General features: G+C 53.7%; 24 protein-coding genes and 4 tRNA genes. 15 read left to right on the forward strand and 13 right to left on the reverse strand.

What is annotated here, in order from left to right; all coding sequences use genetic code 11:
- Window positions 1-38: 38 nt before the first annotated feature.
- Complete coding sequence (efp, locus tag HYN24_RS07215) at window positions 39-596, reverse strand: elongation factor P (RefSeq protein ID WP_117608618.1); 558 nt, start codon at window positions 594-596, stop codon at window positions 39-41.
- Between the two features lie 38 nt (window positions 597-634).
- Window positions 635-1,726 (reverse strand): elongation factor P maturation arginine rhamnosyltransferase EarP, encoded by a 1,092-nt coding sequence (gene earP / locus HYN24_RS07220; RefSeq protein WP_162888637.1) that lies wholly within the window; start codon window positions 1,724-1,726, stop codon window positions 635-637.
- 15 nt (window positions 1,727-1,741) lie between these two features.
- On the opposite strand from earP, the gene HYN24_RS07225 reads away from it, so the two are divergent.
- From HYN24_RS07225 to HYN24_RS07275, 11 genes are all read left to right on the forward strand, one after another.
- Window positions 1,742-2,389 (forward strand): uracil-DNA glycosylase, encoded by a 648-nt coding sequence (locus HYN24_RS07225; protein ID WP_117610243.1) that lies wholly within the window; start codon window positions 1,742-1,744, stop codon window positions 2,387-2,389.
- 9 nt (window positions 2,390-2,398) lie between these two features.
- Window positions 2,399-4,210, forward strand: a complete 1,812-nt coding sequence (uvrC, locus tag HYN24_RS07230; protein WP_117608620.1) for an excinuclease ABC subunit UvrC — start codon at window positions 2,399-2,401, stop codon at window positions 4,208-4,210.
- A 3-nt stretch (window positions 4,211-4,213) separates the two neighbouring features.
- Entirely contained in the window at window positions 4,214-4,792 is a 579-nt protein-coding gene (gene pgsA, locus HYN24_RS07235; RefSeq protein ID WP_117608621.1) for a CDP-diacylglycerol--glycerol-3-phosphate 3-phosphatidyltransferase, read from the forward strand.
- 54 nt (window positions 4,793-4,846) lie between these two features.
- A tRNA-Gly gene (locus HYN24_RS07240) sits at window positions 4,847-4,922 on the forward strand.
- A gap of 54 nt (window positions 4,923-4,976) precedes the next feature.
- Window positions 4,977-5,050: transfer RNA gene (locus HYN24_RS07245), tRNA-Cys, on the forward strand.
- Between the two features lie 6 nt (window positions 5,051-5,056).
- Window positions 5,057-5,132: transfer RNA gene (locus HYN24_RS07250), tRNA-Gly, on the forward strand.
- Window positions 5,133-5,204: 72 nt separating this feature from the next.
- Window positions 5,205-5,290: transfer RNA gene (locus HYN24_RS07255), tRNA-Leu, on the forward strand.
- Window positions 5,291-5,915: 625 nt separating this feature from the next.
- Window positions 5,916-6,275: a hypothetical protein gene (locus tag HYN24_RS07260; protein ID WP_117608622.1), complete on the forward strand. Its 360-nt coding sequence runs from the start codon at window positions 5,916-5,918 to the stop codon at window positions 6,273-6,275.
- On the forward strand, window positions 6,268-6,666 hold the full coding sequence (gene mobC, locus HYN24_RS07265) for a plasmid mobilization relaxosome protein MobC (protein WP_117608623.1): 399 nt from the start codon (window positions 6,268-6,270) through the stop codon (window positions 6,664-6,666). Before HYN24_RS07260 ends, mobC begins: the two co-directional genes overlap by 8 nt.
- Window positions 6,663-9,122 (forward strand): relaxase/mobilization nuclease domain-containing protein, encoded by a 2,460-nt coding sequence (locus HYN24_RS07270; RefSeq protein WP_117608624.1) that lies wholly within the window; start codon window positions 6,663-6,665, stop codon window positions 9,120-9,122. Before mobC ends, HYN24_RS07270 begins: the two co-directional genes overlap by 4 nt.
- Before the next feature lie 66 nt (window positions 9,123-9,188).
- Entirely contained in the window at window positions 9,189-10,310 is a 1,122-nt protein-coding gene (locus HYN24_RS07275) for an AAA family ATPase (protein ID WP_117608625.1), read from the forward strand.
- Window positions 10,311-11,056: 746 nt separating this feature from the next.
- On the opposite strand, the gene HYN24_RS07280 is transcribed toward HYN24_RS07275, so the two are convergent.
- From HYN24_RS07280 to HYN24_RS07300, 5 genes are all read right to left on the reverse strand, one after another.
- Window positions 11,057-11,863, reverse strand: coding sequence for a hypothetical protein (locus HYN24_RS07280; RefSeq protein ID WP_162888638.1), 807 nt, complete (start codon window positions 11,861-11,863; stop codon window positions 11,057-11,059).
- A 71-nt stretch (window positions 11,864-11,934) separates the two neighbouring features.
- Window positions 11,935-12,588 (reverse strand): hypothetical protein, encoded by a 654-nt coding sequence (locus tag HYN24_RS07285; protein WP_162888639.1) that lies wholly within the window; start codon window positions 12,586-12,588, stop codon window positions 11,935-11,937.
- Between the two features lie 70 nt (window positions 12,589-12,658).
- On the reverse strand, window positions 12,659-13,312 hold the full coding sequence (locus tag HYN24_RS07290; protein WP_117608628.1) for a hypothetical protein: 654 nt from the start codon (window positions 13,310-13,312) through the stop codon (window positions 12,659-12,661).
- Window positions 13,313-13,388: 76 nt separating this feature from the next.
- The gene (locus HYN24_RS15825; RefSeq protein WP_162888640.1) at window positions 13,389-14,036 is read right to left on the reverse strand and encodes a hypothetical protein; all 648 of its coding nucleotides are present in this window, start codon (window positions 14,034-14,036) and stop codon (window positions 13,389-13,391) included.
- A 103-nt stretch (window positions 14,037-14,139) separates the two neighbouring features.
- Window positions 14,140-15,216, reverse strand: coding sequence for a site-specific integrase (locus tag HYN24_RS07300; protein WP_117608630.1), 1,077 nt, complete (start codon window positions 15,214-15,216; stop codon window positions 14,140-14,142).
- Window positions 15,217-15,370: 154 nt separating this feature from the next.
- On the opposite strand from HYN24_RS07300, the gene HYN24_RS07305 reads away from it, so the two are divergent.
- Complete coding sequence (locus tag HYN24_RS07305; protein WP_117608631.1) at window positions 15,371-15,832, forward strand: DUF1178 family protein; 462 nt, start codon at window positions 15,371-15,373, stop codon at window positions 15,830-15,832.
- A 20-nt stretch (window positions 15,833-15,852) separates the two neighbouring features.
- Here HYN24_RS07305 and HYN24_RS07310 read toward each other — a convergent pair whose 3' ends face one another.
- From HYN24_RS07310 to HYN24_RS07330, 5 genes are all read right to left on the reverse strand, one after another.
- Window positions 15,853-16,155, reverse strand: coding sequence for a hypothetical protein (locus tag HYN24_RS07310; RefSeq protein ID WP_117608632.1), 303 nt, complete (start codon window positions 16,153-16,155; stop codon window positions 15,853-15,855).
- A gap of 93 nt (window positions 16,156-16,248) precedes the next feature.
- Window positions 16,249-16,944, reverse strand: coding sequence for a DUF2894 domain-containing protein (locus tag HYN24_RS07315; RefSeq protein ID WP_117608633.1), 696 nt, complete (start codon window positions 16,942-16,944; stop codon window positions 16,249-16,251).
- Window positions 16,937-17,581, reverse strand: coding sequence for an OmpA family protein (locus HYN24_RS07320; RefSeq protein WP_117608634.1), 645 nt, complete (start codon window positions 17,579-17,581; stop codon window positions 16,937-16,939). The genes HYN24_RS07315 and HYN24_RS07320 overlap by 8 nt, the downstream gene beginning before the upstream one ends.
- A gap of 2 nt (window positions 17,582-17,583) precedes the next feature.
- Window positions 17,584-19,821: a DUF802 domain-containing protein gene (locus tag HYN24_RS07325; RefSeq protein ID WP_117608635.1), complete on the reverse strand. Its 2,238-nt coding sequence runs from the start codon at window positions 19,819-19,821 to the stop codon at window positions 17,584-17,586.
- Entirely contained in the window at window positions 19,818-20,594 is a 777-nt protein-coding gene (locus tag HYN24_RS07330; RefSeq protein ID WP_117610244.1) for a DUF3348 domain-containing protein, read from the reverse strand. Before HYN24_RS07330 ends, HYN24_RS07325 begins: the two co-directional genes overlap by 4 nt.
- A 333-nt stretch (window positions 20,595-20,927) precedes the next feature.
- Here HYN24_RS07330 and HYN24_RS07335 point away from each other — a divergent pair, with 333 nt between their 5' ends.
- On the forward strand, window positions 20,928-21,830 hold the full coding sequence (locus HYN24_RS07335; protein WP_162888641.1) for an HDOD domain-containing protein: 903 nt from the start codon (window positions 20,928-20,930) through the stop codon (window positions 21,828-21,830).
- Window positions 21,831-22,023: 193 nt separating this feature from the next.
- On the opposite strand, the gene HYN24_RS07340 is transcribed toward HYN24_RS07335, so the two are convergent.
- Window positions 22,024-22,470: a hypothetical protein gene (locus HYN24_RS07340; protein WP_117608637.1), complete on the reverse strand. Its 447-nt coding sequence runs from the start codon at window positions 22,468-22,470 to the stop codon at window positions 22,024-22,026.
- 296 nt (window positions 22,471-22,766) lie between these two features.
- Between HYN24_RS07340 and HYN24_RS07345 the strand changes: the two genes are divergently transcribed.
- Both HYN24_RS07345 and HYN24_RS07350 read left to right on the forward strand, forming a co-directional pair.
- Entirely contained in the window at window positions 22,767-23,126 is a 360-nt protein-coding gene (locus HYN24_RS07345) for a helix-turn-helix transcriptional regulator (RefSeq protein ID WP_117608638.1), read from the forward strand.
- 9 nt (window positions 23,127-23,135) lie between these two features.
- Window positions 23,136-23,555 carry an arsenate reductase ArsC gene (locus HYN24_RS07350; RefSeq protein ID WP_117608639.1) on the forward strand — a complete coding sequence of 140 codons (420 nt, stop codon included), beginning with the start codon at window positions 23,136-23,138 and terminating at the stop codon, window positions 23,553-23,555.
- The last annotated feature ends 8 nt before the right edge of the window (window positions 23,556-23,563 follow it).

A 23,563-nucleotide genomic window follows, 5' to 3' on the forward strand; every position in this document is an offset into this window, starting at 1 on the left:
CCGAAGCTGCCCGAATCATTCACTACAGAAGCCGCAGATTACTTGACGCGGTTCTTGTATTCGTCGGTACGGGTGTCGATTTCGATCTTGTCGCCAATGCTGACGAAAGCCGGAACCGGCAGCTCGAATCCGGTAGCCAGCTTGGCCGGCTTCATGACCTTGCCCGAGGTGTCGCCCTTGACGGCCGGTTCGGTGTAGATCACTTCGCGCACGACGCTGTTCGGCAGTTCGACCGAAATAGCCTTGCCGTTGTAGAAGACGACTTCACAAGCCAGACCATCTTCAAGGTACTTCAGTGCATCGACCATGTTTTCGGCTTCGACTTCGAACTGCTCGTAGTCGGCGTCCATGAAGACATACATCGGATCGGCGAAGTAGGAGTAGGTCACTTCCTTCTTGTCGAGGATGACTTGTTCGAACTTGTCGTCAGCCTTGTAGACGGCTTCGGAAGCAGCGCCAGTCAGCAGGTTCTTGAGTTTCATTTTGACAACAGCGGCGTTACGGCCGGACTTGTTGTATTCGCTCTTCTGAACGACGAGCGGGTCGGCACCGACCATGATGACGTTGCCGGAGCGGAGTTCCATTGCGGTTTTCATTCGGGATTCTCTAAGGTCAGAAAAGGTATAACCATCAATTATACCTTGGTGGCACAGAAGTTGACGAGTGCCTTGGCCAAGTCGGGGCGACTCGCCAGTTTGTCGGCCCAGTGCCGGTTATGGTCGGCGATGGCCGGTCGATTGGCAAGGAATTCCAGCCAGGCAGCGGCGATGTCGCCGCCAATGTTCCACGCCACAAACAACCGGCGCAGGGTTCTTTTCGTCAGCTCGTCCAGTCCTTCGCCGTAGCTCTGGAGAAAAGCCTCCAGCTTGATCAGGTGAGCCCCATCATCCTGCCGGTAAACCTGCCAGACGAAAGGTTTGCCGGCCCACTGGGCGCGTACGAAGGAGTCCTCGCCACGGACGAAATTGATGTCGCAGCGCCACAGCAAACGATCAAAATCGTCCACCGGCAAGAAGGGCATGGGCTGGACCAGTACCTTGCCAAGCTGCCACGGGCCGTCGCCCCCCAGGTGCGCCTTTACAGCAGCCAGCGGCTGACCCGGCGCGACATGGCAGATGACTGGTAGCGGGGTGCTGCCGAATGCGTCGAGCAAAGCGCCAACCGGGGCTGTGTCGTAGCAAAACAGGCAGACTTCGACCAACGCGCTGGCCGGTGTGGCCGCGATATGGTGGTCACGCTCGGCAAACAAGCCGTTTTCACGCAACAATCCGCCGGTTTTCGCCGAAAAACCGGGGAAAAAGAAATATTTGACCAAGGGGAGGGTCGGGTGGGGCGAGGCCATGGTGTGGCAATCTTCCGCCCAGGATTCTGCACTCAGGTATTCGAGATTGATCCAGCACGGCTTTTTCTCGGCATGGCTCATCGCCGCCAGGTAGCTATCCGGCAATTCGCAGGCAAAGGCCTCGATCACCACATCGGCTGTGCGGTGGATCTCGATGTCGTCGACCCAGTGATGGATTTCAACGCCCTGATATGACTGTATGGCTTGCGTCGGGTCGATGCTTGGGCACAGCGGCTGCAGGCTGTCCGGTTCATCAACCCACAAACGCACGACGCGGCCGTGCTCGGCCGCCAGTTGCCTGGCCAGGCGCCAGCAAACGCCGATATCACCGAAATTGTCGATGACCCGGCAAAAGATGTCCCAATGAAGCTGCATGGCCGCCATGCTAACATCCCCGCCATGTCGATATTCCAAGATCCCACCGGCTGCGTCGCCTGTCCGCGCCTGGCCGAACACCTTGCCCACATTCGTCAGCGTGACCCTGATTGGCACGCTCTGCCGGTTCCTGCCTTTGGTTCGCTTGATGCCGAACTGCTCGTGGTCGGCCTTGGCCCCGGCGAAAAAGGGGCCAACCGAACCGGTCGCCCGTTCACTGGTGACGTGGCCGGTGAACTGCTCTATCCCGCCTTGCACCGCTTTGGCTTTGCCAGCGCAGCGGAGCCGCTGGGCGCTGATCAGTGGGCCAATCCGGCCATGCAATTGAGTAATTGCCGTATCACCAATGCCGTGCGCTGCCTGCCCCCGGCCAACAAGCCGACGACGGCCGAAATTCGTCAGTGTAACGGTCATTTGAAGGCCGAACTGGCGGCCATGCCGAAACTCAAGGTCATCGTCGCCCTGGGAGCCATCGCCCACCAGGCATTGCTCTGGGCCTACGGGATCAAACCCAAGGCGTTCACCTTCGGGCACAACGTCCGGCATGCCCTTCCGGATGGGCGAATTCTCGTCGACAGCTATCATTGCAGCGGCTACAACTGGCGCACCGGCAGGCTTTCCCGCGAAAGCTTCGAGGCCGTTTTCGCCGGGGTCAAATCCGATCTGGCCTGAGCCTGTTCGATGAGTTTTGATGCCAAGGCCTTCCTGGCCACGCTGACTGAACTGCCTGGCGTTTATCGCATGCTCGATGCCAGCGCTGCGGTTCTTTATGTCGGCAAGGCGAAAAATCTTAAAAAACGGGTTGCCTCGTATTTTCGGGAAAATGTATCCAGCCCGCGCATCGCCCATATGGTCAGTCAGATCGCGGCCATCGAAACCACCGCGACGCGGACCGAGGCGGAAGCCCTGTTGCTCGAAAACAACCTCATCAAGTCGCTGGCACCGCGCTACAACATTCTTTTTCGTGACGACAAGTCTTATCCCTATATCGTCCTGACCCGAGGGGAGTTTCCCCGGCTCGGTTTCTTTCGCGGCAATCCGGATCGCAAGGCTGATTATTTCGGGCCTTATCCCTCAAGCTGGGCGGTGCGCGACAGCATCCACCTGATGCAGAAAATGTTCCGCCTGCGGACCTGCGAAGAGTCGGTTTTTTCAAACCGTTCACGGCCTTGCCTGCTCTATCAGATCAAACGTTGCAGCGGACCCTGCGTCGGGTTGATCCCGCCCGAAGACTACGCCACCGATGTTCAGTTGGCCTCGATGTTCCTTCTCGGCAAGCAGCAGGAGGTCTCAAAACGTCTTAATCAGGCCATGGAAGCTGCCTCGGCGCGTCTCGCCTATGAGCAGGCGGCGGTCTATCGTGATCTGATCCAGTCCTTGCGTCAGGTCCAGGAAAAGCAGTTCGTATTCAGTAGCAAGGGCGAAGACATGGACATCCTTGTCGCCGAGAAGGAGGCCGGTCAATTGTGCGTCAATCTGGCGATGGTCCGGGGTGGCAGGCACTTGGGTGACCGACCATTCTTTCCGGTGCATGCCGGGGAGTCCGAGCCAGCTGATGCCTGCGCCGCCTTCATTCGCCAGCACTATGCCGTTCATCCGGCGCCATCGCGCCTGCTGGTTCACCCGATGCCGGCCGAAGATGAGCCTGGGGAGACCGAGGCGGTGTTGGCCGAGTTGGCCGGACGTCCGGTTCCCGTCTTGTCAGCGCGCAGCCTGTCGCACAGGGCCTGGGTCGACATGGCGAGGCAAAATGCCCGTCTGGCCCTGCTCGCACGCAGCCAGGCGACAGCGCAGCAGGAAAAGCGCCTGTCGGCGCTGCAGGAAGCACTGCAACTGGCTGAGCCCGTCGTCCGTATCGAATGCTTCGATATCAGTCACACCATGGGCGAAGCCACTGTTGCCTCGTGCGTCGTTTACCACGAGAACCGCATGAAAAACGCTGACTACCGGCGTTTCAATATCCGCGATATCACCCCCGGCGACGACTATGCAGCCATGCGTCAGGCGGTCAGTCGCCGTTATGACGGCGTTGCGGCGGGCGAGGGCACGGCACCCGACCTGATCCTCATCGATGGCGGCAAAGGGCAGGTCGCTTCTGCCTTCGCCGCGCTGGCTGATCTGGGCCTCGCGCATTTGCCGATGATCGGTGTGGCCAAGGGGGAAGGGCGCAAGCCCGGTCTCGAGTCACTGATCTTTCCGGATGGCCGGGAGCCTCTGCAGCTACCGGCCGAACATCCGGCCCTGCACCTGATTCAGGAAATACGCGACGAAGCGCATCGTTTCGCCATTACCGGCCATCGTGCCCGCCGCGGCAAGGCGCGCAAGACCTCAACCCTGGAAAGCCTGCCCGGCATAGGCGCGGCCCGCCGGAAGGCGCTGGTTGCCCAATTTGGCGGCCTGCCGGGTGTCCTCGCCGCCAGTCCCGAGCAACTGTCGGAAGTGCCCGGCATCAGTCGGGATATGGCCGAAAAGATATATTCCGCATTACACTGAACCATGCCCTTCAATCTGCCCATCCTGCTCACCTGGCTTCGTATCGTCGCGATACCGCTGCTCATCACCGTTTACTACCTGCCTGCGGACTGGGCGACAGCCCAGGAACGCGACCTCGCCGCGACCTCGATTTTCGTGGCCGCTGCGCTCACCGACTGGGCTGACGGCTATCTGGCCCGAAAGCTCAACCAGACTTCGGCCTTTGGTGCCTTTCTCGACCCGGTGGCCGACAAACTGATGGTCGCCGCGGCGTTGATCGTTCTCGTCGAACTGGGCCGCACTGATGCGGTCGTCGCGACCATCATCATCGGTCGCGAAATCACCATTTCGGCTTTACGCGAATGGATGGCCAAGATTGGCGCAGCCAAAAGTGTTGCCGTCTCGATGATCGGCAAGATCAAGACAGCCGCTCAGATGCTCGCCATTCCCATCCTTCTTTACTATCAGCCACTGTTTGGGTTCGACATGCGAACCTTCGGTAACTGGTTGATCTGGATAGCAGCCTTGCTCACGCTGTGGTCGATGGGCTATTACCTGCGCATGGCCTCGCCAGAAATAGCCAAACGGGCTGCAGAAAAATAGACGGAGAATGTTGACAAATCCCTTGTGTCGCCTATAATGCGCGCTCTGTTTCACGCGGCAGTAGCTCAGTTGGTAGAGCGATACCTTGCCAAGGTATAGGTCGAGAGTTCGAGACTCTTCTGCCGCTCCAGAATTCAGGGTAAAGCCTCCTGGCTTTATTCAGGTTGTTAAAGATGTTCGGTTAGGCGCGATAGCAAAGCGGTTATGCACCGGATTGCAAATCCGTGTAGGTCGGTTCGACTCCGGCTCGCGCCTCCAGGTTTTGCGGCAGTAGCTCAGTTGGTAGAGCGATACCTTGCCAAGGTATAGGTCGAGAGTTCGAGACTCTTCTGCCGCTCCAAAATGAAAAAGGGAAAGCGCTGGTCGCTTTCCCTTTTTTCATATCGGGCGCCGATATAATGAATGTCCCCCAGCCCGGGTGGTGAAATTGGTAGACACAAGAGACTTAAAATCTCTCGACTTCTGGTCGTGCGGGTTCGATTCCCGCTCCGGGCACCAATAAAATCAGCAGTTTACGGTTTCAAACCGCTGCTAAAGGTAACAGTCGGTCACCAAAAAATTCAAAACCGTGCACGCCAGTGCACAGTCGAATTTAAGCCTGTTCGGTAGTTTGGCGCCTAGCGTTGTCACAGGTCACCTAAAAAATAAATCGGAAACCGCTTGACAACGGTTTTTATTTGTGATGTAATTTTTCGGCTGATTCAAATTGCATGTCCCAGAGAACTCCTACGGCGGGAGAACTTATGTAGGGGTTTGGATAGTGAAGCCGTAGCAAATCATCTGGCTAGGTTGCTGGAATGGTTTTGTAGGCAGAGAGTGACTTCAGCGGAACAAGACTCTGCAAATTCGGTAGGCAATCGTTGCCCACCGGCTTTGCAATGGAATCTTGTCTCATGCAAACCCTGCTTACTATCAACGAACTCGCTGTGCTTCTGCACACTAACGCGAGCGCACTTAAAACTCGTCATTACAGAAATCCCCAATCTATTCCCCCGGTCGTTCGAATTCCGGGTGATCGTCGCTATTTCTTCAACGCAAATGAAGTTCAGCGGTGGATTGACTCCTTTTCTATTCCTGCCGCTGTAAAACGTGGGCCAGGCCGTCCTCGTAAAGGAGGACGATAATGACTTCGTACTCTAGGTTAGAGCTTCATCGCCTCGCGACAAAAATCTTCCGACTTTGGGCTGGGGACATTCTTGATGAACTCGATAAGTCTAAAAGCGCACCTCCTGAAATTCTCTTGTCTGTTGAAGAAGGCCGTATCTGGCTACTGAAGTGGGCTGAGTTTGCACAGGCTAACGCTTCAGTACCAAATTTCACGCCTGGCTTTATTGAATATGCCAATTTAGTAAACCACATCGAGTGGAGAAAACGGCACATCAGAGCCTTGTCGGAAAAACGCCCAACTCTGAAAACGCTGAATGACGAAATCGCGCTGATTTATGGCTGGATGTTTTCGAATTTAGGAGGTCAGCATGCCTAAAAGTCGAAATTCAGTTTTGAATTCAGCATTCACCAAGAAAATTGTGAGCGTTAAAGGAGGTAGGCCGAGTGAAGGGCGATGCAAGCCTGTCACTGTCCGTTTCACAGAATACGAGCATGATCAACTCATGCAAGCCGTGCACGAAACGGGCATGACCGCCTCTGATTTAATCCGGCAGACTGCTGCTGGAATCGAAATCAAAGCCAGGCCTGCACCGGTCACGAATGATCTCCTAAAAGAACTGATAGCCTGGGGAAATAACCTCAATCAAATTGCTTATAAATGCAATTCCGGCGGCTCCCCCATCGCTGAAATTTCTGAGATTTTGACGAAGTGCTACAACGCATTGGCCCGCATTGAACAGACGATTCAAGGAGGGGCAAGCAAATGATTACCGAGACCAAAAAAGGCGGTCAAAATCTTTCTGATGCGGTCGCGTACGCAGTTTATTGCATCAGTGCAAAAGACCATCCGGAAGCGAAACCCAATGAACGCGTTTTGCTCGTGCAGTCTGAAAACTTGCTTTTACCTCCCCCTCCAGCCGCTAGCAATCTAAAAGCATGCCGAGCCTGGGGGCAATTGGCAGGAATAAAAATCGAGGAATGGACGAAAGATAAGCGTAGCGGCAGACCAATGCCAAAGTCGCTATTTCAGTCGGGGTCAATCAGCTTCTCCGAAGCTGACAGCAAAAAATTGTCACCAGCCCAAGCATTGGAAATAGCTCGTGAAGCAGTTTGTGAAGTTATGCCGGGAGATCGAGCAATTCTGTGGTCTGTGCATGGTGACACCAATTGCCTGCATGTTCACTTTGAGGCATCAAGTACGGATGACACCGGAACCGTGTGGAATCCCCGATTTGATTTCCGATTCTGGGAAAGTTCAATGGAACGGCTCGAAATCAAATACGGGCTTGAACGTGTGACGCAGCGCAAAGTCATGGCAAAGCAGGACCACGTACGCGAAATAAAAATCTGCGCCCCTAGCCGCGCAGAACTGGAAATTGCCGCGAAGGACGGCACACCTAGCCCCAAGGCTTTAGCACTTTCAGTGTTGAACCAATTCAAGGGGCAGGCAACGACAATCACTGAGTTTTTCGATGCGGTTGAAACGGTTGACGGGTATGAAATCGTGCCAAACGGCATGACAGGAAAATGCTCCGGCTATTCGCTGAGATGCCCGGACGGCGTACAAATTAAAGGTAGTGACTTTGGCAAAGCATACAGCTTTGTTGGATTGCAAAAGGGAGGAATCAGCTATGAGCAAGACCGCGATTTTGAAGCAATCAGTCGCCGCCGCCGAAGAGAGGCATCAAGAACTTTCGCAAGTGGCCATGACACTTTCGATAATCTCTCAACACCTTGCCCAGCAAGCGGATGCAATTCCGGAAGCATCACGCCAAGCATTGAGCGAAACAGCGCAAGCCGTGCAGAAGTCTGTTTCAGCAGTACAACAAGCCGCGCAAGCCATCCTGCAAACGTCGGACAGGCTCCAAGATCATGCAACAACGCTGAAAGAAACGGCGCAGGCAGTGAAAGCACCTTCGATCAGGGAGCGTCTAATTTTGGCGGTGATCGTGGGGACACTATCAGCAGTGATCACGACCGGCTTAACACTGGCTTTGCAATCGGAAAAGCTAAATCCCGAGAAACTGGGGGCCGCAATCGTCAAGGAAGTTCAACGCCAACAACGGCGATAGATCGTCAAATTTTGGCTTGGGATCGCCAGTGCAGAGCACTTGGCCTTTCTGACGATGCTGAAATTCGGATGATGTTAATTGACCGCGACGAAGATCGGTATACAGCCTCAAATGAAAATGGCGCTAGCGGAATGCCACACCCAGAGCCTTTTGGGGGATACGCAGGCTGGCAACGTAAGAAGTGGCGAGAAAAAAACGGCGGAGAAGTTTTCTGGACGGTCGATCAAGTCCGCAAGGCAATCAAGACTGGGCGGTTTGCCGCACTGAATAGCCTCAAATACGACATTTTCATGCGCCCCTACGAATCTGATTTTCATTATCTATTTATTGACGATACGACCCCGGAAATTCTCGCTACAGCAGGCTATACACCGTGCTTGATTCAAGAATCTAGCCCCGGAAATTATCAATGCATCCTGAAAATTCCACGTAACCAGCATCCACCCGGCTCTGATGCTGAAAATCTGGAAAATCGAGCGATCAATGCGCTTGCTCTGTCTCTAAATACACGTTTTGGCGACCGAAAGGCCGGTCGAATTGACCAAGTGTTTCGGCTATCCGGGTTTGCGAACAAAAAGCCGATAAGGAACGATTTTTTTACAAAAATTGCATGGGGTAGCTGCAAAGTTGGGCACATCTGCAACGCGGCAACGGCAGAGCTAGATGATTTCCGAAGTGCCGTGAAAATTTCTCCGGTTTCATACGTTAAGACTGATCCGGAAGACATGCAAAAAACCATGCCGATGATTGAACCTGAGCAAGTGCAAGCGCATGCAGCTTTTAATCGCCTCAATCGCCACTCCGCCTCCTTCCTTGCTCACGACACCCCAAACGACCTACAGGAAATGGCCAGGGAAATACGGAAATGGTCAAAAACTCAAGGACGACACAAAGTTCCGGACTGGTCCGAAGTCGATTTTCTTGCATGCCGTGAATTGGCCAAAAAGGGCTGGAATACCGAAAGGCTTGAAAACGCTCTTTATGCGACCTCACCTGAGCTACATGATCGAAAGAGAGGCCATGAGTCCGATTACATCAGACGAACTGTCACGGCAGCAATGAATGCGCTTAAAAAGGGCAAAGCCCCGACACCAACGCTTGAGCCGTCCCTGCAACATAGCCAGTTCGGCATAGGAGGGCCGACGATCTAAAACCCACGCAATAAAAAAGGATCGGAGGCAACCGATCCTTTAACCCCCATTACAGAGGAAAAACACATGGAAAAATTATCAAAAATATTACCGTTTGTCAAGCCAAATTCTGCATCTTTGGCAGTGAGTGAATTTTTCAAACGTCATTACACCCCGTCGCTACCCGCGCCATACACGCCGTATATCGCGCCACCGCAGGGCATTAAGGGAATCGGAGCAATGCTTGCATCTGCAAAACAAACGCCGAATTGGATTATTCAAGACCTTTTAGAAGAAGGCGACCAATTGATTATAGGTGGCGCTCCGAAAGCCGGAAAAAGTTTGCTGGCACTCCAGCTTGCTTTATCCGTGGCGTCTGGCGGTAAATTTCTTGAATGGCGTGCGCCCGAACGTCGCCGCGTTCTTTATATCAACCTTGAAATAAAAGAGCGCGTCATGGGCGTACGAATCTTGAAAATGGCCGGAGGCGAAGAGCAAATTCAGAAATACAGTAATCTGTACTGTATGAACATCCAAACTCGAATCGACATCATGGATTCTGAACAGTCTTCGACGCTCACACATTTGATTGAAGATTTGGATGTTGATTTGGTTGTCTGGGACGTACTAGCTCGGATGCACAGCAAAGATGAGATGACGATTGAAATGCTTCATGTAATGCAGGAAATTCGACGTGTCAGCGCCGGACGGGCACATGTTGTCGTTCATCATGCAAGAAAACCTCCCTCAGATTCAACCGCCCCACAAACAGCGCATGACATTCGGGGTAGTAGCAGTATTTTTGGTGAATGCGATGGAGTCTTCGTCATTACAGCGAGAAGCGGACAAGGGGCACGCTTTGCCTTGACTGCTCAACTACGCGCCGGACGCGCACCAGATTTAATGTTATTAGATCGTGATGAGCACACTTTGCGTTTTGTAGACCCTGTAGAGCAGGAGGCAGCCGAACTTGGAATAAAGCTTGGGGAGGTTTTCCAAGAACAGACCGTCATTGAAACGAACGCAGAGCTAATGAGTCGTTTGATGGCGGTGTTTGGCGTCGAGGAACGGCAAGCGCACCGATACGCAAAAAAGGCTGTGGAACTTGGATACCTTCGTACAGTGAAAAATGGAAGGGCGACGGAGTATCACTTGCTGCCTCTCGCACTGAAAATGATCAGGAATGCGAAAAGCAGAAATTACGCTTGAGATTGCCGGGAGCGGCGAGATCGAATTGTTATAAATAATAATCACTTCCTTTCTTGTCCCTCGCCTCCCCCTGTGGCCCCTTTTTTGGGGCCGATTTTTTGTCTGCTTTTGACAACATCTGACATCTGACATGAATGCCTATATATATAACCACATGTCACCAATCGTGCCCCCCTCAGACTCCCCCGGTACGAGATCAAGCAAAGCGTGATCTCGTACCTTAACCCTTGTGTGCTACGCACACCACAGGAGACGACGACGACGCGCGAGCGCGTTATAAGGAAAATCAAAGCCAGCAAAACAGATGACATTTGTTTTTCCGCATACCCGTCGATAGATGCAAATTTAGATCAAATATCGACGCAAAAACCACAGTCAAAGTCTAGGGACCAAAGGTTTTCACATACGCGCTGTGCTTGTTTGTTTCAACCGTCCCCCCTTTTTACGTTGTAAAGGGGTCCCCGTGGCTTTACTCATTGCATTCGAGAAAGCCTTTCAAAAGAGGAACAAAATCAATTAATGGCGATTGCCTCGTAGCATTCTGCCTATAAGAAATGAGACGGCAATTGCCGCGATAGCTCCGGGCCAGTCGAGCTTGATATAAGCCCATCCGGCCAATGCTCCAGCAAAGGCTGCATTACCAAGGAGAAGGGTAATGTCTTTATTCATATGATGAGTTTGGTTGTGATGACATGCAATTATTTGATGTCTGGTATTTGCCCAAAGCGGACATGAGTTTTACTCCGTCAGTCAGTCCGCCTTGAATGAATGCTCTTCTGAACCTCAGCAAGCTTCATTAGTTGTCCTCTTATGGATATAGGGACAAGAATCGGTGGGCCGCTCTTTCCGATAAATACCAAATAGAAATAATCCTCAATCAGCTTCGCTATTTCTCTGTCTTGATCAACGGACACCATGTGTGAAAAAACACATTTCAAGTAGCGCTTTATTCCATATTCAGTTAGGCCAAGTCCATTTGAAAGTCGCCCTGGAAATGCCTGAGATTGGAAGCAAGTCCACTGAAATGCGTTGTAAAAGTCCTCGAAATCATAAGGCTGATCCATTCCGACATCGTAGGGATAGTCGGGTTTAAACACAGGTAGCCCGTGAGGTTGCGCAGCACTGGCATATGGCTCAATACAAAGGTCGTCTTCATCCTGGTAGCAAGCGAAATGCCCAAACCAAGACAGCCGCCTGCACTCATAATCAGTAGCAAGATGGCTAAATAGTGCAACCCTTGCAGGCTTTCCACCTGTCACTTCATCAACAATCCCGCTTCTTTTTTGTTTAAATTCAACAATGAAACACCGTGCGCCATCGATTTGACCAAACATATCGCCAATAAGAGAGTCAATATGCATTGGGTTAGTCAGTAAAGCAGTTGTTCTCTTTGGGAATTTATTGGGTTTTCCAAACCAAATTTTTGCCAGCCTCTCTTGAACTTCACGAAAAAATCCGAAATAACTGCTTTTATTGCGCTGTGAGCGTTTTCCATCCATAACTCCCCAAAGATAAGAAAACGTCGAAACAATGTTTGATTCGTACAATTCCATTTTTTACCACTAGCCTTTTTTATTAAAAACAAAGGCGCCCTAAGATGCCCCTGTGTGGTAGTTGAAGAAGGTTAGTTCTTCTTCACGATGGAGTTCTTATACAAGTCGTTGTGCGCTCTCGTTGCGCCCTTGTCGTATTTCGCCTGGTCGGCATCGAACTTGGCGATGTCCTTTTCTGTAAGCCGCGCGCTGATTGCGTAGCCCTGATTCTGGCCCGGTAAGGCTACGGCAGTCACAATCATGGCGTCTTTGGCGAAGCGGTCTTCTTTACCGTTGAACACTCCAAACCCGCTGACCTTGTAGGTCACGACACTGGCCCCTTCGATGCCCACCTGTGGGCTGTCAATCTTCACAGCGCGATCCATCGTGAAGCCGCTGTCTTTCAACAGTCCTTTCGCCAGCGCCTCCGGCGTAACAGGGTCTGCATCCTTTCGGTTAACAAAGCGACTCAAGGCATTGACCTGATACACCACAACCGCAGAGTCACTAACCGGCGCGTTATACATGACCTCGCTGTATGCCCCAGAATCAAACTTGTTGTTCTTCGGGCCGGGGTTCTTGGCGAAGTCATACGGCCCTTGGGCGAAGTTCGGCACGGACACCACGATGTGCAAACCGCCTTTGCCGGTGTCCAGAACGGCTTCATGGCGCGGCGCATCGTCGGCTGAAGCGAGAAGGGAAACCGCCATGAGCGCGGCGGCGGCAATCTTGGTAATGAGCTTCATTGAGACTCCCTGATTTTTGTATGTATCGTTCATGGCCCATGTCTCCTTCTGGGCCGATTTCAGACATTGGTTAGTTAAGGGTCAATCGTGAGTTTCTGAACATTCCAGCAGATGCTCCATCAGCATTCTTTATTGTTTGCGATGGGTCTTTATCGAACAATTGAGTATTTTTTTCAATTGCCAGTCCAATGAAGGCATAACCCATAGTGTTATTTTTTATGGATACCGCTACAACAGTTACAGCCGACCTAAGTTCATTCATGGGCTTTTTATCAAATACGCTCGTTCCTGCCATTCGATAACAAACCATCTCGTTTTTCACGTCAATATTATTGGCGGGGCAATTAAATGGAACAGCCTTCCCGACAAATCCCTCATGTTTAATAATATCTAACGCAATGTTCTCGGCGGTGTATGGTTTGCCTCGTTCATTTGCCTTGTCATCTCTATACACGCTTACCATGTAGTTCAAGACCCCAGTGGGGCTATTGGGAACATTTCCACCGAACAATACTTCGCCGTATGTATTACCGGCAATTGTATTTATTTTTGGACCTTTGTTTTTTGCAAAATCATACGGCCCATCTCCCGGTGGTGTTGATACTGTCAGCGTAAATCCACCGGGGCCGGTACTCATCGGTGTCTCAATGCGTGCCTGTTGAGCTTGCGAAGCGACTGCCAAGGTCATCAACACCAGTGCGGCAATGTTCGTCTTGTGCTTCATCGAGTCTCCCTGTTTTCTTGGTATGCTACCTGCGTAGTCAATGTCCGGTTCTTGGCCGAAAGAGGACTAACTGTTATTAGTGCATCTGCAAATGCGAATTTTTAAACATTCCTGCCGCTGCACCGGTTGCTCCTTTGGTGGCGTAAGTGGAATCACTGTCAAATAACTTGGCGTTATCGTCTATGACTTCTCCAACATAGGCAAACCCCTGAGTATTGTTATTCAACCCAATTGCGACCACCGTAACTGCTGAACGAATAGCCATTTCTTCTTTGTTAAATATTGGCGTTCCGACCATTTTGTAGCAAGCCATTGTTGTTACTTGAAATGATGGTTCAGGACAATCGAATTTAAATGCACGGCCCACAAATCCATTCTGCTTTATTATATTCTGGGCTATAACTTCCGCCGTGTAAGGCTTCTTTCTTTCAATTGCTTTGTCATCCCTAAAAACAGCTACCTTGAAAAGCACTCTTGCTGTATCTGTTCCAGACAATTTTGCACCAAACATCAATTCGCCGTATGTATCACCATTTATGGTATTAACCTTCGGTCCTTTGTTCTTTGCAAAGTCATAAGGGCCATCTGATTGTGGAGTAGAAACATACAACGTGAAACCACCAGCACCTGTACTAATTGGCGTTTCGATTCGTGGCTGTTGTGCGTAGCTAACCGAGGCGACAGCCATCAGACAGATAGCTGTGAAAGTGGCGATGCGTTTCATCGAAGCTCCCTGATTCTTGTATCTATCATGCATGGCCCATGTCCGGTTCTGGGCCGAAAACGGACATCATAGCTCACTAGCAATGGAATTTGTATGGCATGTTTTAGGCACTTGCTAGCTTATCGGCGATTGTTGGCACATCGGATTTGTAATATAGCATTACCAGTTCAAGCGTCTTCCAACCAAACATTTTTGCCAGTTCTTGGGCATGCAAATACTTTGACCAAATCGTCGCGGCTTGATGACGAAGGTCGTGGAATTTCAGATCGACCAAAAAGCGAGGTGAGGGTAGGGTGCCTGTTTTTTCATGAAATAATTTCCGTCCTAACAAACAACCCTTCTTAAACTTTCGAATAATTGCGTCTTGTGATACGTTGAATATTCTTTCGCTTTTGTCTTTTGTTCTGCTGTCTATCCGTTTGAATATTTCTATTGCTTTAGGAGAGAGAGGAACATCACGAGGATCTCCAGATTTTGTGTCTGGGAGATGCACATATCTGTTTTTCAAATCAAGGTCGTGAAGCTGGAGTTTGAGAATCTCGTTCTGCCTCATGCCAGTTTGAATCGCAATATCTATTAGGTCTTCTATGCACTTTGTTTCAGGCATGGCTTTCTTTAAGCCATCAACCAGATAAGCCAATTCGTTATCACGCAAAACCCTTTCTCGGGCTTTTGCCTTTTTTGGCAATTCAACATTCTTTATCGGATTTATTAACTTTTCGTTTTTTGATTTTATTCTGTGTTTGAAAACGGCAGATATAAGCATCAACTCAAGCCGAATCGTAGCCCCGGATGTTTTTGACCCTCTATTTGTTGGAGTGTTTTCCCGTTCCTTTATATATGCGCTTATGTCTTCGCTTGTTATATCTTTAAGGCATTTTTTCGAAATATTCTGCCTCTTCAGCAAACTTATTCTGGCAGTTTCCCTATCTGCACTCTTCTTCAAAATTGTTTTTTCTGATTCGTATTCAGTGAGCGCATCAAATAGGTTGATGGCTTTCGTCAATGGGACCTTTTCTGGTAGTTCGATCCCGTAGAGCATCTTAGACTCAACGGCAAGCGCCCATTCTTTGGCCTCTTGTTTCGTATCGAACCCCGAGCGCGAAACGGTATCGTGCCCGGCTCTTCTAATGATGACACGGTACAATCCTGTAGCTTTATCTTTGAATATGCTTGCCATGACTCAGTTTTCCATTCCGTGCACGCCAGTGCACAGAATAATACATGAAAACCCCGCTAAATACCGTGAATAGGCGATCTAGCAGGATACTTAAAATCTCTCGCTCTTTGAGTGTACGGGTTCGATTCCCGTCCCGGGCACCACGATTGCACACATGATCATTTACGACCTTAACTGTGAAAACAATCACCGCTTTGAAGGGTGGTTCCAGAATGCCGACGCCTTTGAAGCCCAGCTTGGCGACCGGCTCGTGTGCTGTCCGCAATGCGATAGCCACAATGTCCGTCGCGTACCGTCGGCCGTCGCGATTTCTGGTCATCATGCAGAACCGGTTATCGAGACGCCTGCCGTTTCGTCGAAGACTGCGGTGAGCACCGCCCTGATGCCGGTCGGCGCCCAGGCCATGGCCTTGTATCGTCAGCTGGTGCAGACCATCGTCAGTCATAGCGAGGATGTTGGTCCGTCGTTTGCTGACGAGGCGCGCAAGATTCATTACAACGAAGCGCCGCAGCGGCCGATTCGCGGCCAGGCCAGCGAAGATGAATGCGATGCCTTGCGCGACGAGGGTATTCAGATTCTCAGCTTGCCGCTGCCCAGGGATGAAGATCTGAACTGATCTGTCGCCGGGTCAGCCCGTTATTGCGGAAAGCGACCGGCATGGGTGCGATTCCATTGGGCGTAGAAGCTCTCCCGGGCCATTTCCTCACGATTGCGACATTCCAGCCGCTTCAACTCGCCGCTCGGACGGCTGCATTCCTGAACGGGCCGGTAGTTTTCGCTGAAAGCCTGAGCCCGCTCGGTCGCCAGTCGCTCAGCCTGCGCCATCATTTGTGCTGACTGATATTTTTGCCAGACCTGGACGATTTTCTGGTTGCCACCGAGTGAGACGAAAACCCAGAGAACGCTGGCCAGCAGGCCACCGAGAATAAAACTACGCATTTCACATACCTCCCTCTCGGATGATACTTGAAATATGCCAATCGGGATTTTTGGTGTGCCGGAACGGCTATTCCATCCGCCACTGAGATTGGATTAGCGATTCGTCGAGCCGCGTTTTGCGGTGCGCGTTTTCTTCGCTGTCTCACCTCCTGAAGCGCGTCCAGATACCGGCTTTGTCGGGTCGGCATGATCCAGCCAGATCAGTGTATCGATATAGGACATGAAGCCCTGCAGGTAGTCTGGCGAGATGTCCCGCATGGCTTGCAGGCTGCGCAACACGAGATGTTGCGAGTTCATCGGGCCGGCGTTTTCGGGGGCCTGGGCGAGCGTCTGGGTGAGTTGTTGCTCGGTACTCAGCTTCGACCAGGTTTTATGGAAGTAGGCGACCGACTTGAGCTCCGGGCCTTCCCGGCTGGCTCTGGCGGGTGAGTTTTTCGCCTTTTGGCGCAAACTCGGGGTTAGCCGCGTGTTTTCCGGTGTCGGCTGGCTGGGATGCGGTGGCTCGTGGGCGTGTTGGCTGATGTAGGCGAGGAGGTCGGCCAACGGGCTGGCCGGCGCTACCGGGGGGATTTCAGTCGGGGTCGGGGCTGGGCGGGCAGCCAGTTCATCGGCGAGCGCGTTCATTTTGACGAGCAATATCTGGCGAATCGCTTCCGGTTGTGAAGCAGCACGGCGGGCCAGGGCTTGCAGAGTGACGAAACGTACCGGGTCGCAGCCATCGGTACCGCTGGCGCGCAAGGCGTCGAGGCGGGCCTGCAGGGCGTCGGTGCCGCCTGGCACGTCAGCCATTGCCGTCCGTGCCGTTGGTTCGGGATTTCGGCACCGGGGCCATTTCGACGCGCCGGTTGCGGGCGCGGCCGTCGGCATCGGTGTTGGTGGCAACCGGCTGCTGCGAGCCAAAGGCGGCTGCGAAAATGGACGATGACGGCACGCCATCCTCGATCAGCGTGCGGGTGACAGTCAGAGCGCGTTGGGCCGAGAGTTCCCAGTTGTCGGCAAATTGCCGGTTGCTGCCGCGGACCGGCACGTCGTCGGTAAAGCCACTGACCATCAGCATCTGTTCGCTGGCACCGAGATAGGCTGAAATAGGCTCGGACAGGCTCTTGAGCAACTGCTTGCCTTCTGGCTGCAACTGGTCGGAGTTAAGCGCGAAGAGCACGTTGCCGCTGATGCCGATTTTGCCGTTATTGAGAGTGACACGACCGGAGGCGAGCGGGCCTGCGAGCGCCTTTTCGAGCGCTTCGCGGCGTTGTTCTTCCTGCTGGCGCTTCTGTATTTCGGCTTCGAGGCTGGTGACCAGTTCAAGCTGCAGGCCGAGGACACCGACCAGGATCAGCACGAAGGCGCCGAGCAGGCCGGACATCAGGTCGCCGAAGACGGCCCAGATCGGCGTGCTGTGTTCGACATTGGCGTCGATGTCGTCCATGTTCAGGCCTCGCTAATGGCGACGCGCTGCAGGTCGTCGACCATTTTTTTCTGCGACATGATGCTGAGGTCGATGATTTCCCGCGCCTGGGCAACGTAGTAGGCGAGTTGTTCGTCGCTGCGCGTCAGCGACTTGGCAAGGCCGGCTTCGATACGTTGCAGCGCCGCCATCATTTTGTCGTTCGATTCGCTGAACAGTTGCACGGCATGGCTGAACGCCTCGCCGACGCTGGCGACTTCAAGCGCGCCGCCGGTAATGCTGGCACCGATATCAACCAGCTTGCCAGTTTCGTACTCGACCTTGCCGGCAAACTGGCTGCCGACCCGTTCCAGCAACTCGGCCGAGGAGGCAACCAGTGCATCGATGGCACTGCGTTGCTCGGTCGAGGCATGGTTGATGGCATCGAGCAGCGCCCCCAGCGTTTCCATGATGCGGCTGCGTTCTTCAAGCAGGCTGTTGTCACGCGCCATGCTGGCTGACAGTTCGTGGCGCAGCTGGCCGATGACCTCGGCGGCAGCCTTGGGCGCTTCGGCGGCCGTCTGCATCAAGCGGGTGACTTCGCTGATGGTGGTCTCGGCCTGGCGCTGGTTGGCAGCGACGAGTTCGCGAGCCGTATCGCCCAGGGTTCGGGTGATCTGCTCCTGCTGTGCCAGGGTGGCCTGGCCGGCTGTTTGCCATTGTGTTTCGAGCTTGCTGGCCATTGTGGTGAGGGTGTCGGCGAAACCAGCCTGACGCGTCTGTTCGCCAGCCGCCCATTCGCTTTGCCAGGCCGACTGGGTGGCGCGCATCTCGGCGAGCAGTGCAGCAGTGCGTTGGGCGAAGGTGTCGGTGAGGCTGGCTTGTGTATGCGCCAGAGTTTGCGTCATTGCGGCTTGCTGATCCTGCGTGGTCCGGGCAAACGCAAGATGGCTGGCGTCTATCGAGGCTAGCAGCGTTTGCGAGCGTTGGCTGAAGGTGTCGCCGACCCGGCTGACTGCCTGGTCGAGTCGGGATGTGACACCATCAAACTGGCTGGCGACCGTGCTGGCCAGTTGCATCTGGCTGGCGCTGGTTGCCTGGACGAGTGCGGCGTACTGTTGGGCGGCATCGTCCTGCAATTTGGCCTGCGTGTTGTCGAGCGAGGCGAGCAATGCGGCCGAACGTTGATCGAAGGTGTCGGCGTAGGCGGTGAACGCTGATTGCAACTGCTGGTTCTGTGCTTCGGTGGCCTGTTCGTGATGGCTCAAGGCTTGTGTCCAGGTATCGCTGACGGTGGTGACCGTCTGGGCGAACTGGCCGGTGATGCCAGCCAACTGGCTTTCGATGGAGCCAAACAGTTTGTCGTGCAAGCTGTGCGTTTGCTCGGCAATGCTTGCCATGGTGGCCGTGACGACCGGCTGAATGGCCTGTGCCGCCACGGTCGCGCTGTCCTTGAGGCTGGTTTTGAGCGACTGATCAACAGACTGAGCGAGATCGGCATAGAGGCCCCTGGCTTCGTCGTGGAAGCGTTGCTGGCCGCTCAATAGCTGGCCCCCGAGCTGGCGGTGTTGCTCGGCCATCTGGTTAATCATGGTGTCCAGTTTGCCGACCAGATCGGGCAGGACCTGGGCCTGTACCTGCAGTGCCTTGAAGGTTTCCTGGCGCTGGTAAGTGAGTGAGAAGTCACGCAGGGCACTGGCAATCTTGCTGTCAAGTAGCTGTCCGACCTGCAGGCGATCGCGTCGGCACAGCGCCGAAATGAGGCCGAGCATGGCCGACGTGGCGACACCGGCTACCGAGGTGCCGAAAGCGACGCCCAGACCCTTTACCGGCGCAGCCAGGGCGGCACGGATGGTGTGCAGATCGGTGGTGCTTTCCAGCGCCAGGACTGCACCGTTAAGCGTGACGACCATGCCGAGAAAGGTGCCGAGCATGCCGAGAAGTACTAGCAATCCGACGAGGTAGGGCGTGATGCCCGGCCCGGGCAAGGCGACACGTTCACCTTCAATGCGCAGGCGAACGGTATTCTGCAGCGCGCTTGGTACCTGTTGCAGCCATTCGCCGAGATGGCCGATGTCGCCCGGAATGTTGCCCAGCGCCTTGGCCAGTGCAGCAGTGTTGTCGTGAAAGCGACGCATTTCGAGGCCGCCGGCGACATAGACAAGGGCGATCAGGCAGGACACGGTGAAAGCCAACGCGCTGCCGCCAATGTAGCCGATGGCGACCCAAAAGACGGCGAGCAGGCCGAGGATGAAGGAGAGAAGACTGAGATTGCGGTTCATTGGGGTTTCGTTTCGTGGGTTGCGCATGCGCCGCTCAGGGTGGCAATCAGGCCGGCAACAGGTTTGAGGCGAAGTTCCAGTTCGGCATGGAGCATGGTCTGGGCATCGTCGCAGAAGGCTTCAAGCCAACCGCCCGGTTGGGCCCAGGTGGTGGGTTTGTCGGCGCAGCCATCGGCAAGTGTCGCTCGGTGTTCGGTGTAACGCTGATCGAAGCGTTGGCCGAGCATGATCGGAATATTGCCGAGCAGGTTGCGCTCGCGGATGCTCAAGAATTTCTCGAAGGCAGCGTCAAGGTCAGCAAGTTGTTTGCCGGCCGCCGACTGACTGGCCAGCGCCCGGCGGGCGTTGGCTCGGAGGGCCGTGATGGCACTGTTCATATCGCGCTGGTGGGCCAGATAGTAGCGGTGATAAGGCGAAAAATCGCTGGCGCTTTCTACCGTCGCATTCGGCAATGGGATCGGGAACGGGATGCGCGGCGGCATTACGGCCGAAGCGGTGTTGAAAACGCCATCGTTGGCGATGGATTCGGTCAAATTGTGACGAAGGCGGGCCAACTGGGCGGACAGGCCGGCATCGGCGGGACGTACAGACGTGACGCTGCCGGCCTCTGCATTGAGGACCGAATACAGCGTCAGCGCATCCGAAAAGTCCAGCCACTGCCCGAGTTTTTCGCCGAAATCATATTTCGGTTCAGGGACTTCGGAGAGGGTGTCGGACAGGACGCGGACTAGGGCAGAGCGGTTGAAGGTGGCGCGTCTTAATTCACGCGTCATGACCATGGCCTGGTTCGACGTCGAAGGGGGTCGCAAGGCTACTACAACTTTGCAATTCAGTCAGCGATCTTCGCTTGCCATTGCGCCAACAAACATCCCACCGATGGGCGCGAATTGCCGGGATGAGGCGCACAATCAGAACCTTGGCCGTATTTGCGCTGACAGCGACCGTCGTTGGCGATTGTATTGGGTGAATGCGTGCCAATAGCCGAGACACGTCGGCATCAGTGAAACATCTTGAGCAGATGACAGAGTGATTGAAAGAGTCGGTGAGGCAGTTTAAGCTTTGAACATATGTAACCAACCGACTTGAAAAGAAGAGGGGCTTCTGATTTGACGGAAACAGTTGCAGCGGCTGGGGGAAATATTTCAGCGCAGGAAAATGTCGATTTCCGGATGCGGATTGAGATAAAGGACATCGGGATTCCGCCCCGTCCGGCAATTCTCATTGATATCGACCATGAAATGGCCAAGGAGGAGCCTGACTTCCGCCTCATGGCCAAATTGATCGGCTCTGATGTCGCCCTTGCCGCCGGCTTAATCAAGACCGCCAATTCTACTTTCTTCGGGTTCGGGAAAAAAGTTCGCACGGTTCAGGAGGCCATGCTAGTCATTGGTTTGAAGCTGGTGTCTCGAACCATTGCTGGACTGGTCCTTCAGAAACTGTTTCCTTATGTCCCAAGTCTGGAGCGTTTCTGGGATGCCTCTGCGAATACGGCCAAAGCTGCCGGATGGCTGACGCAACGACTGAAGCACAAGTCCGAGGCCAGATCCTGTGATGCTTACACCTTCGCGTTGTTCAGGGATTGCGGCATCCCTGTACTGATGATCCCGTTTCCTGAATACCTGACGGTGCTACAACAAGCCAATTCCGACAAGGAGCAGCGTTTTACAGCCGTCGAGGACCAGTTGATTTCAATCAACCATGCCGCGATCGGTGCCGAACTGGCGGAGAACTGGCTGCTCCCCGCTGATATTTGTTCCGGCATTCGCCATCACCATGACGTGAAGGCGCTTTGCGATATCGATACAGCGGAGTTATCGACGACGTCTCGGCAACTTATCGCGATTGCGCAGATTGCCGAATATCTGGTGCAGCAAAAAACGGGACTGAATCTCACCTGCGAGTGGGAGAAATTGGGCGAGGCATGCCTGAATGTCGTTCAGCTTTCCAGTGATGAACTAGCCGAGATTTTGGAAGACTATCGATCGTCAGACTCTGACGACGAATTCTGAAATACCTTTTATTTCGAGTTCCATCGAGGCGCTGCGCCACGAATAGGGCGGCTGCATCAGGCAGCGTTGGGCAGGCTCCGCTGGTTCAGCCGGGGTCTGTGCGCTGCGGGTTCCCCCTCTTTGCTAAACAATGCACCCGTCGCACGCCGTGGAAGTGCGCGATACGTCGGCTCCGGAAGTCCTGCCAAACATCTCATGATTGATGGGCGACAAAGATTCCCGCTGGTGACTTATTGAAGTCAAGCCGCTGGATAGCCTCATCCTTATTTCCGACACGTTTGACATAGTCCACATGAATCACGATAACTTGAGCGAATGGCGCTTTTCCTGAAACAGCACGAGCAACAGCTGACGCCATAGTCGATGCCTCGGATTCCCGATCCGCCTTTTGCGCATCATTCAATTTGCTGTTGATGACGGTGATCGTCAGTTTGTGCGGCGTGGTGGTGATGTCGATCATCTTGGCGTCATTTCCAGTAGCCTTGGCCACGTCTCGCTGGATGCCCGGGATGGCCATCGTTTGTTGCTTGATTTGTTCGGTTTCCAATGGGGTGTCGGCACTCCATGCCTGCGCTGACGAGGCGAGCGTGGCAATGCTGACCCAAAACGATACGACGAGGCTTTTTGAATATTTATTCATGATTCTCTCCAATCGGAATTGCTCATTCGGAAGAGAGGAAAATTGAAGTCCTCTTGAGAGCATCTTCTGCCCAATGCAAGCGCTGCTCTGTACGCCAGTACACATTGCCTGCAGCCGCGTGCCGAGTGCAGATTGGTTGGAGGGCAGGGTGCCTTTTCGGTCAGCCCATGCGAAATGGCTGTCATCATTCGGGGCGCAATCGCTATTTGAATTGCGAAAGCCTCAACTAAAGCCACGGTCGAGACGACGAGCAATTTAGTCATTGCGCGCATGTATATTTTGACTATCATTGAAATATGGAAACATTAACCGCCGCCGAACTTCTTGCCGCCTTGGGGCATGAGTCCCGACTATCCATCTTCCGCATGCTGGTCGAAGTCGGACCGGACGGTCTGGTCGCCAGTGCGATTGGGGATTCGTTGGGAATGGCACCGGCAACGTTGTCTTTCCATCTGGCGCACCTGACTCGTGTCGGCTTAATCAGCGGCCAACGAGAAAGCCGCTTCATTCGCTACTCGACAAACTACAGCGCGATGGATGAGTTGATCGCCTTCCTGACAAACAATTGCTGTCAGGGCCAGCCTTGCCTGCCGAAAACAAGTGCCTGCGATACGACCGCCAAACGTCGAGCCAGTCTGAAGAAAACCCCAACCTAGAGAATTTTCATGAGCCAACAACCTCAAAAGACAGTGCTGGTCCTGTGTACCGGCAACTCCTGCCGCTCCCAGATGGCCGAGGTCATCCTCAACCACGATCTGGCTGGTCAGGTTCGTGCCTTGTCGGCCGGTACCGTTCCGCAACCCAAGGTGGCCGACGGCGCGATCAAGGCGCTTCAGCTGGCAGGACTGCCGACCGATGGACTCTATCCCAAAGACGTCGACGCGGTGATGAAGGAGTCGATCGATCTGGTGGTAACCGTATGCGACAACGCCAAGGAAACCTGTCCAACCTTCCCGAAACCCGTTCCGCGCATTCATGCACCGTTCCACGACCCGCACGGCGAACCCCTGGAGTGCTTCGTTGAGGTTCGTGACGACATCCGCGCTCGCCTGATTCCGGCCGTTCGTGCCGCCCTTGGACTGTAAGGGAAGGC

This window comes from Dechloromonas sp. HYN0024 (genome assembly GCF_003441615.1).
Lineage (GTDB): Bacteria > Pseudomonadota > Gammaproteobacteria > Burkholderiales > Rhodocyclaceae > Azonexus.

Coding starts and splice junctions, on each gene's coding strand:
- HYN24_RS07325 (WP_117608635.1), bottom strand. CDS start 19,821: ATGAACCGCAATCTCAGTCTTCTCTCCTTCATCCTCGGCCTGCTCGCC.
- HYN24_RS07290 (WP_117608628.1), bottom strand. CDS start 13,312: ATGAAGCACAAGACGAACATTGCCGCACTGGTGTTGATGACCTTGGCA.
- HYN24_RS07340 (WP_117608637.1), bottom strand. CDS start 22,470: ATGAATAAATATTCAAAAAGCCTCGTCGTATCGTTTTGGGTCAGCATT.
- HYN24_RS07345 (WP_117608638.1), top strand. CDS start 22,767: ATGGAAACATTAACCGCCGCCGAACTTCTTGCCGCCTTGGGGCATGAG.
- HYN24_RS07225 (WP_117610243.1), top strand. CDS start 1,742: ATGTCGATATTCCAAGATCCCACCGGCTGCGTCGCCTGTCCGCGCCTG.
- HYN24_RS07350 (WP_117608639.1), top strand. CDS start 23,136: ATGAGCCAACAACCTCAAAAGACAGTGCTGGTCCTGTGTACCGGCAAC.
- HYN24_RS07285 (WP_162888639.1), bottom strand. CDS start 12,588: ATGAAGCTCATTACCAAGATTGCCGCCGCCGCGCTCATGGCGGTTTCC.
- HYN24_RS07330 (WP_117610244.1), bottom strand. CDS start 20,594: ATGACGCGTGAATTAAGACGCGCCACCTTCAACCGCTCTGCCCTAGTC.
- HYN24_RS07320 (WP_117608634.1), bottom strand. CDS start 17,581: ATGGACGACATCGACGCCAATGTCGAACACAGCACGCCGATCTGGGCC.
- HYN24_RS07300 (WP_117608630.1), bottom strand. CDS start 15,216: ATGGCAAGCATATTCAAAGATAAAGCTACAGGATTGTACCGTGTCATC.
- HYN24_RS07305 (WP_117608631.1), top strand. CDS start 15,371: ATGATCATTTACGACCTTAACTGTGAAAACAATCACCGCTTTGAAGGG.
- HYN24_RS07310 (WP_117608632.1), bottom strand. CDS start 16,155: ATGCGTAGTTTTATTCTCGGTGGCCTGCTGGCCAGCGTTCTCTGGGTT.
- pgsA (WP_117608621.1), top strand. CDS start 4,214: ATGCCCTTCAATCTGCCCATCCTGCTCACCTGGCTTCGTATCGTCGCG.
- HYN24_RS07260 (WP_117608622.1), top strand. CDS start 5,916: ATGACTTCGTACTCTAGGTTAGAGCTTCATCGCCTCGCGACAAAAATC.
- mobC (WP_117608623.1), top strand. CDS start 6,268: ATGCCTAAAAGTCGAAATTCAGTTTTGAATTCAGCATTCACCAAGAAA.
- earP (WP_162888637.1), bottom strand. CDS start 1,726: ATGGCGGCCATGCAGCTTCATTGGGACATCTTTTGCCGGGTCATCGAC.
- HYN24_RS07280 (WP_162888638.1), bottom strand. CDS start 11,863: ATGGAATTGTACGAATCAAACATTGTTTCGACGTTTTCTTATCTTTGG.
- HYN24_RS07270 (WP_117608624.1), top strand. CDS start 6,663: ATGATTACCGAGACCAAAAAAGGCGGTCAAAATCTTTCTGATGCGGTC.
- uvrC (WP_117608620.1), top strand. CDS start 2,399: ATGAGTTTTGATGCCAAGGCCTTCCTGGCCACGCTGACTGAACTGCCT.
- HYN24_RS15825 (WP_162888640.1), bottom strand. CDS start 14,036: ATGAAACGCATCGCCACTTTCACAGCTATCTGTCTGATGGCTGTCGCC.
- HYN24_RS07315 (WP_117608633.1), bottom strand. CDS start 16,944: ATGGCTGACGTGCCAGGCGGCACCGACGCCCTGCAGGCCCGCCTCGAC.
- HYN24_RS07275 (WP_117608625.1), top strand. CDS start 9,189: ATGGAAAAATTATCAAAAATATTACCGTTTGTCAAGCCAAATTCTGCA.
- efp (WP_117608618.1), bottom strand. CDS start 596: ATGAAAACCGCAATGGAACTCCGCTCCGGCAACGTCATCATGGTCGGT.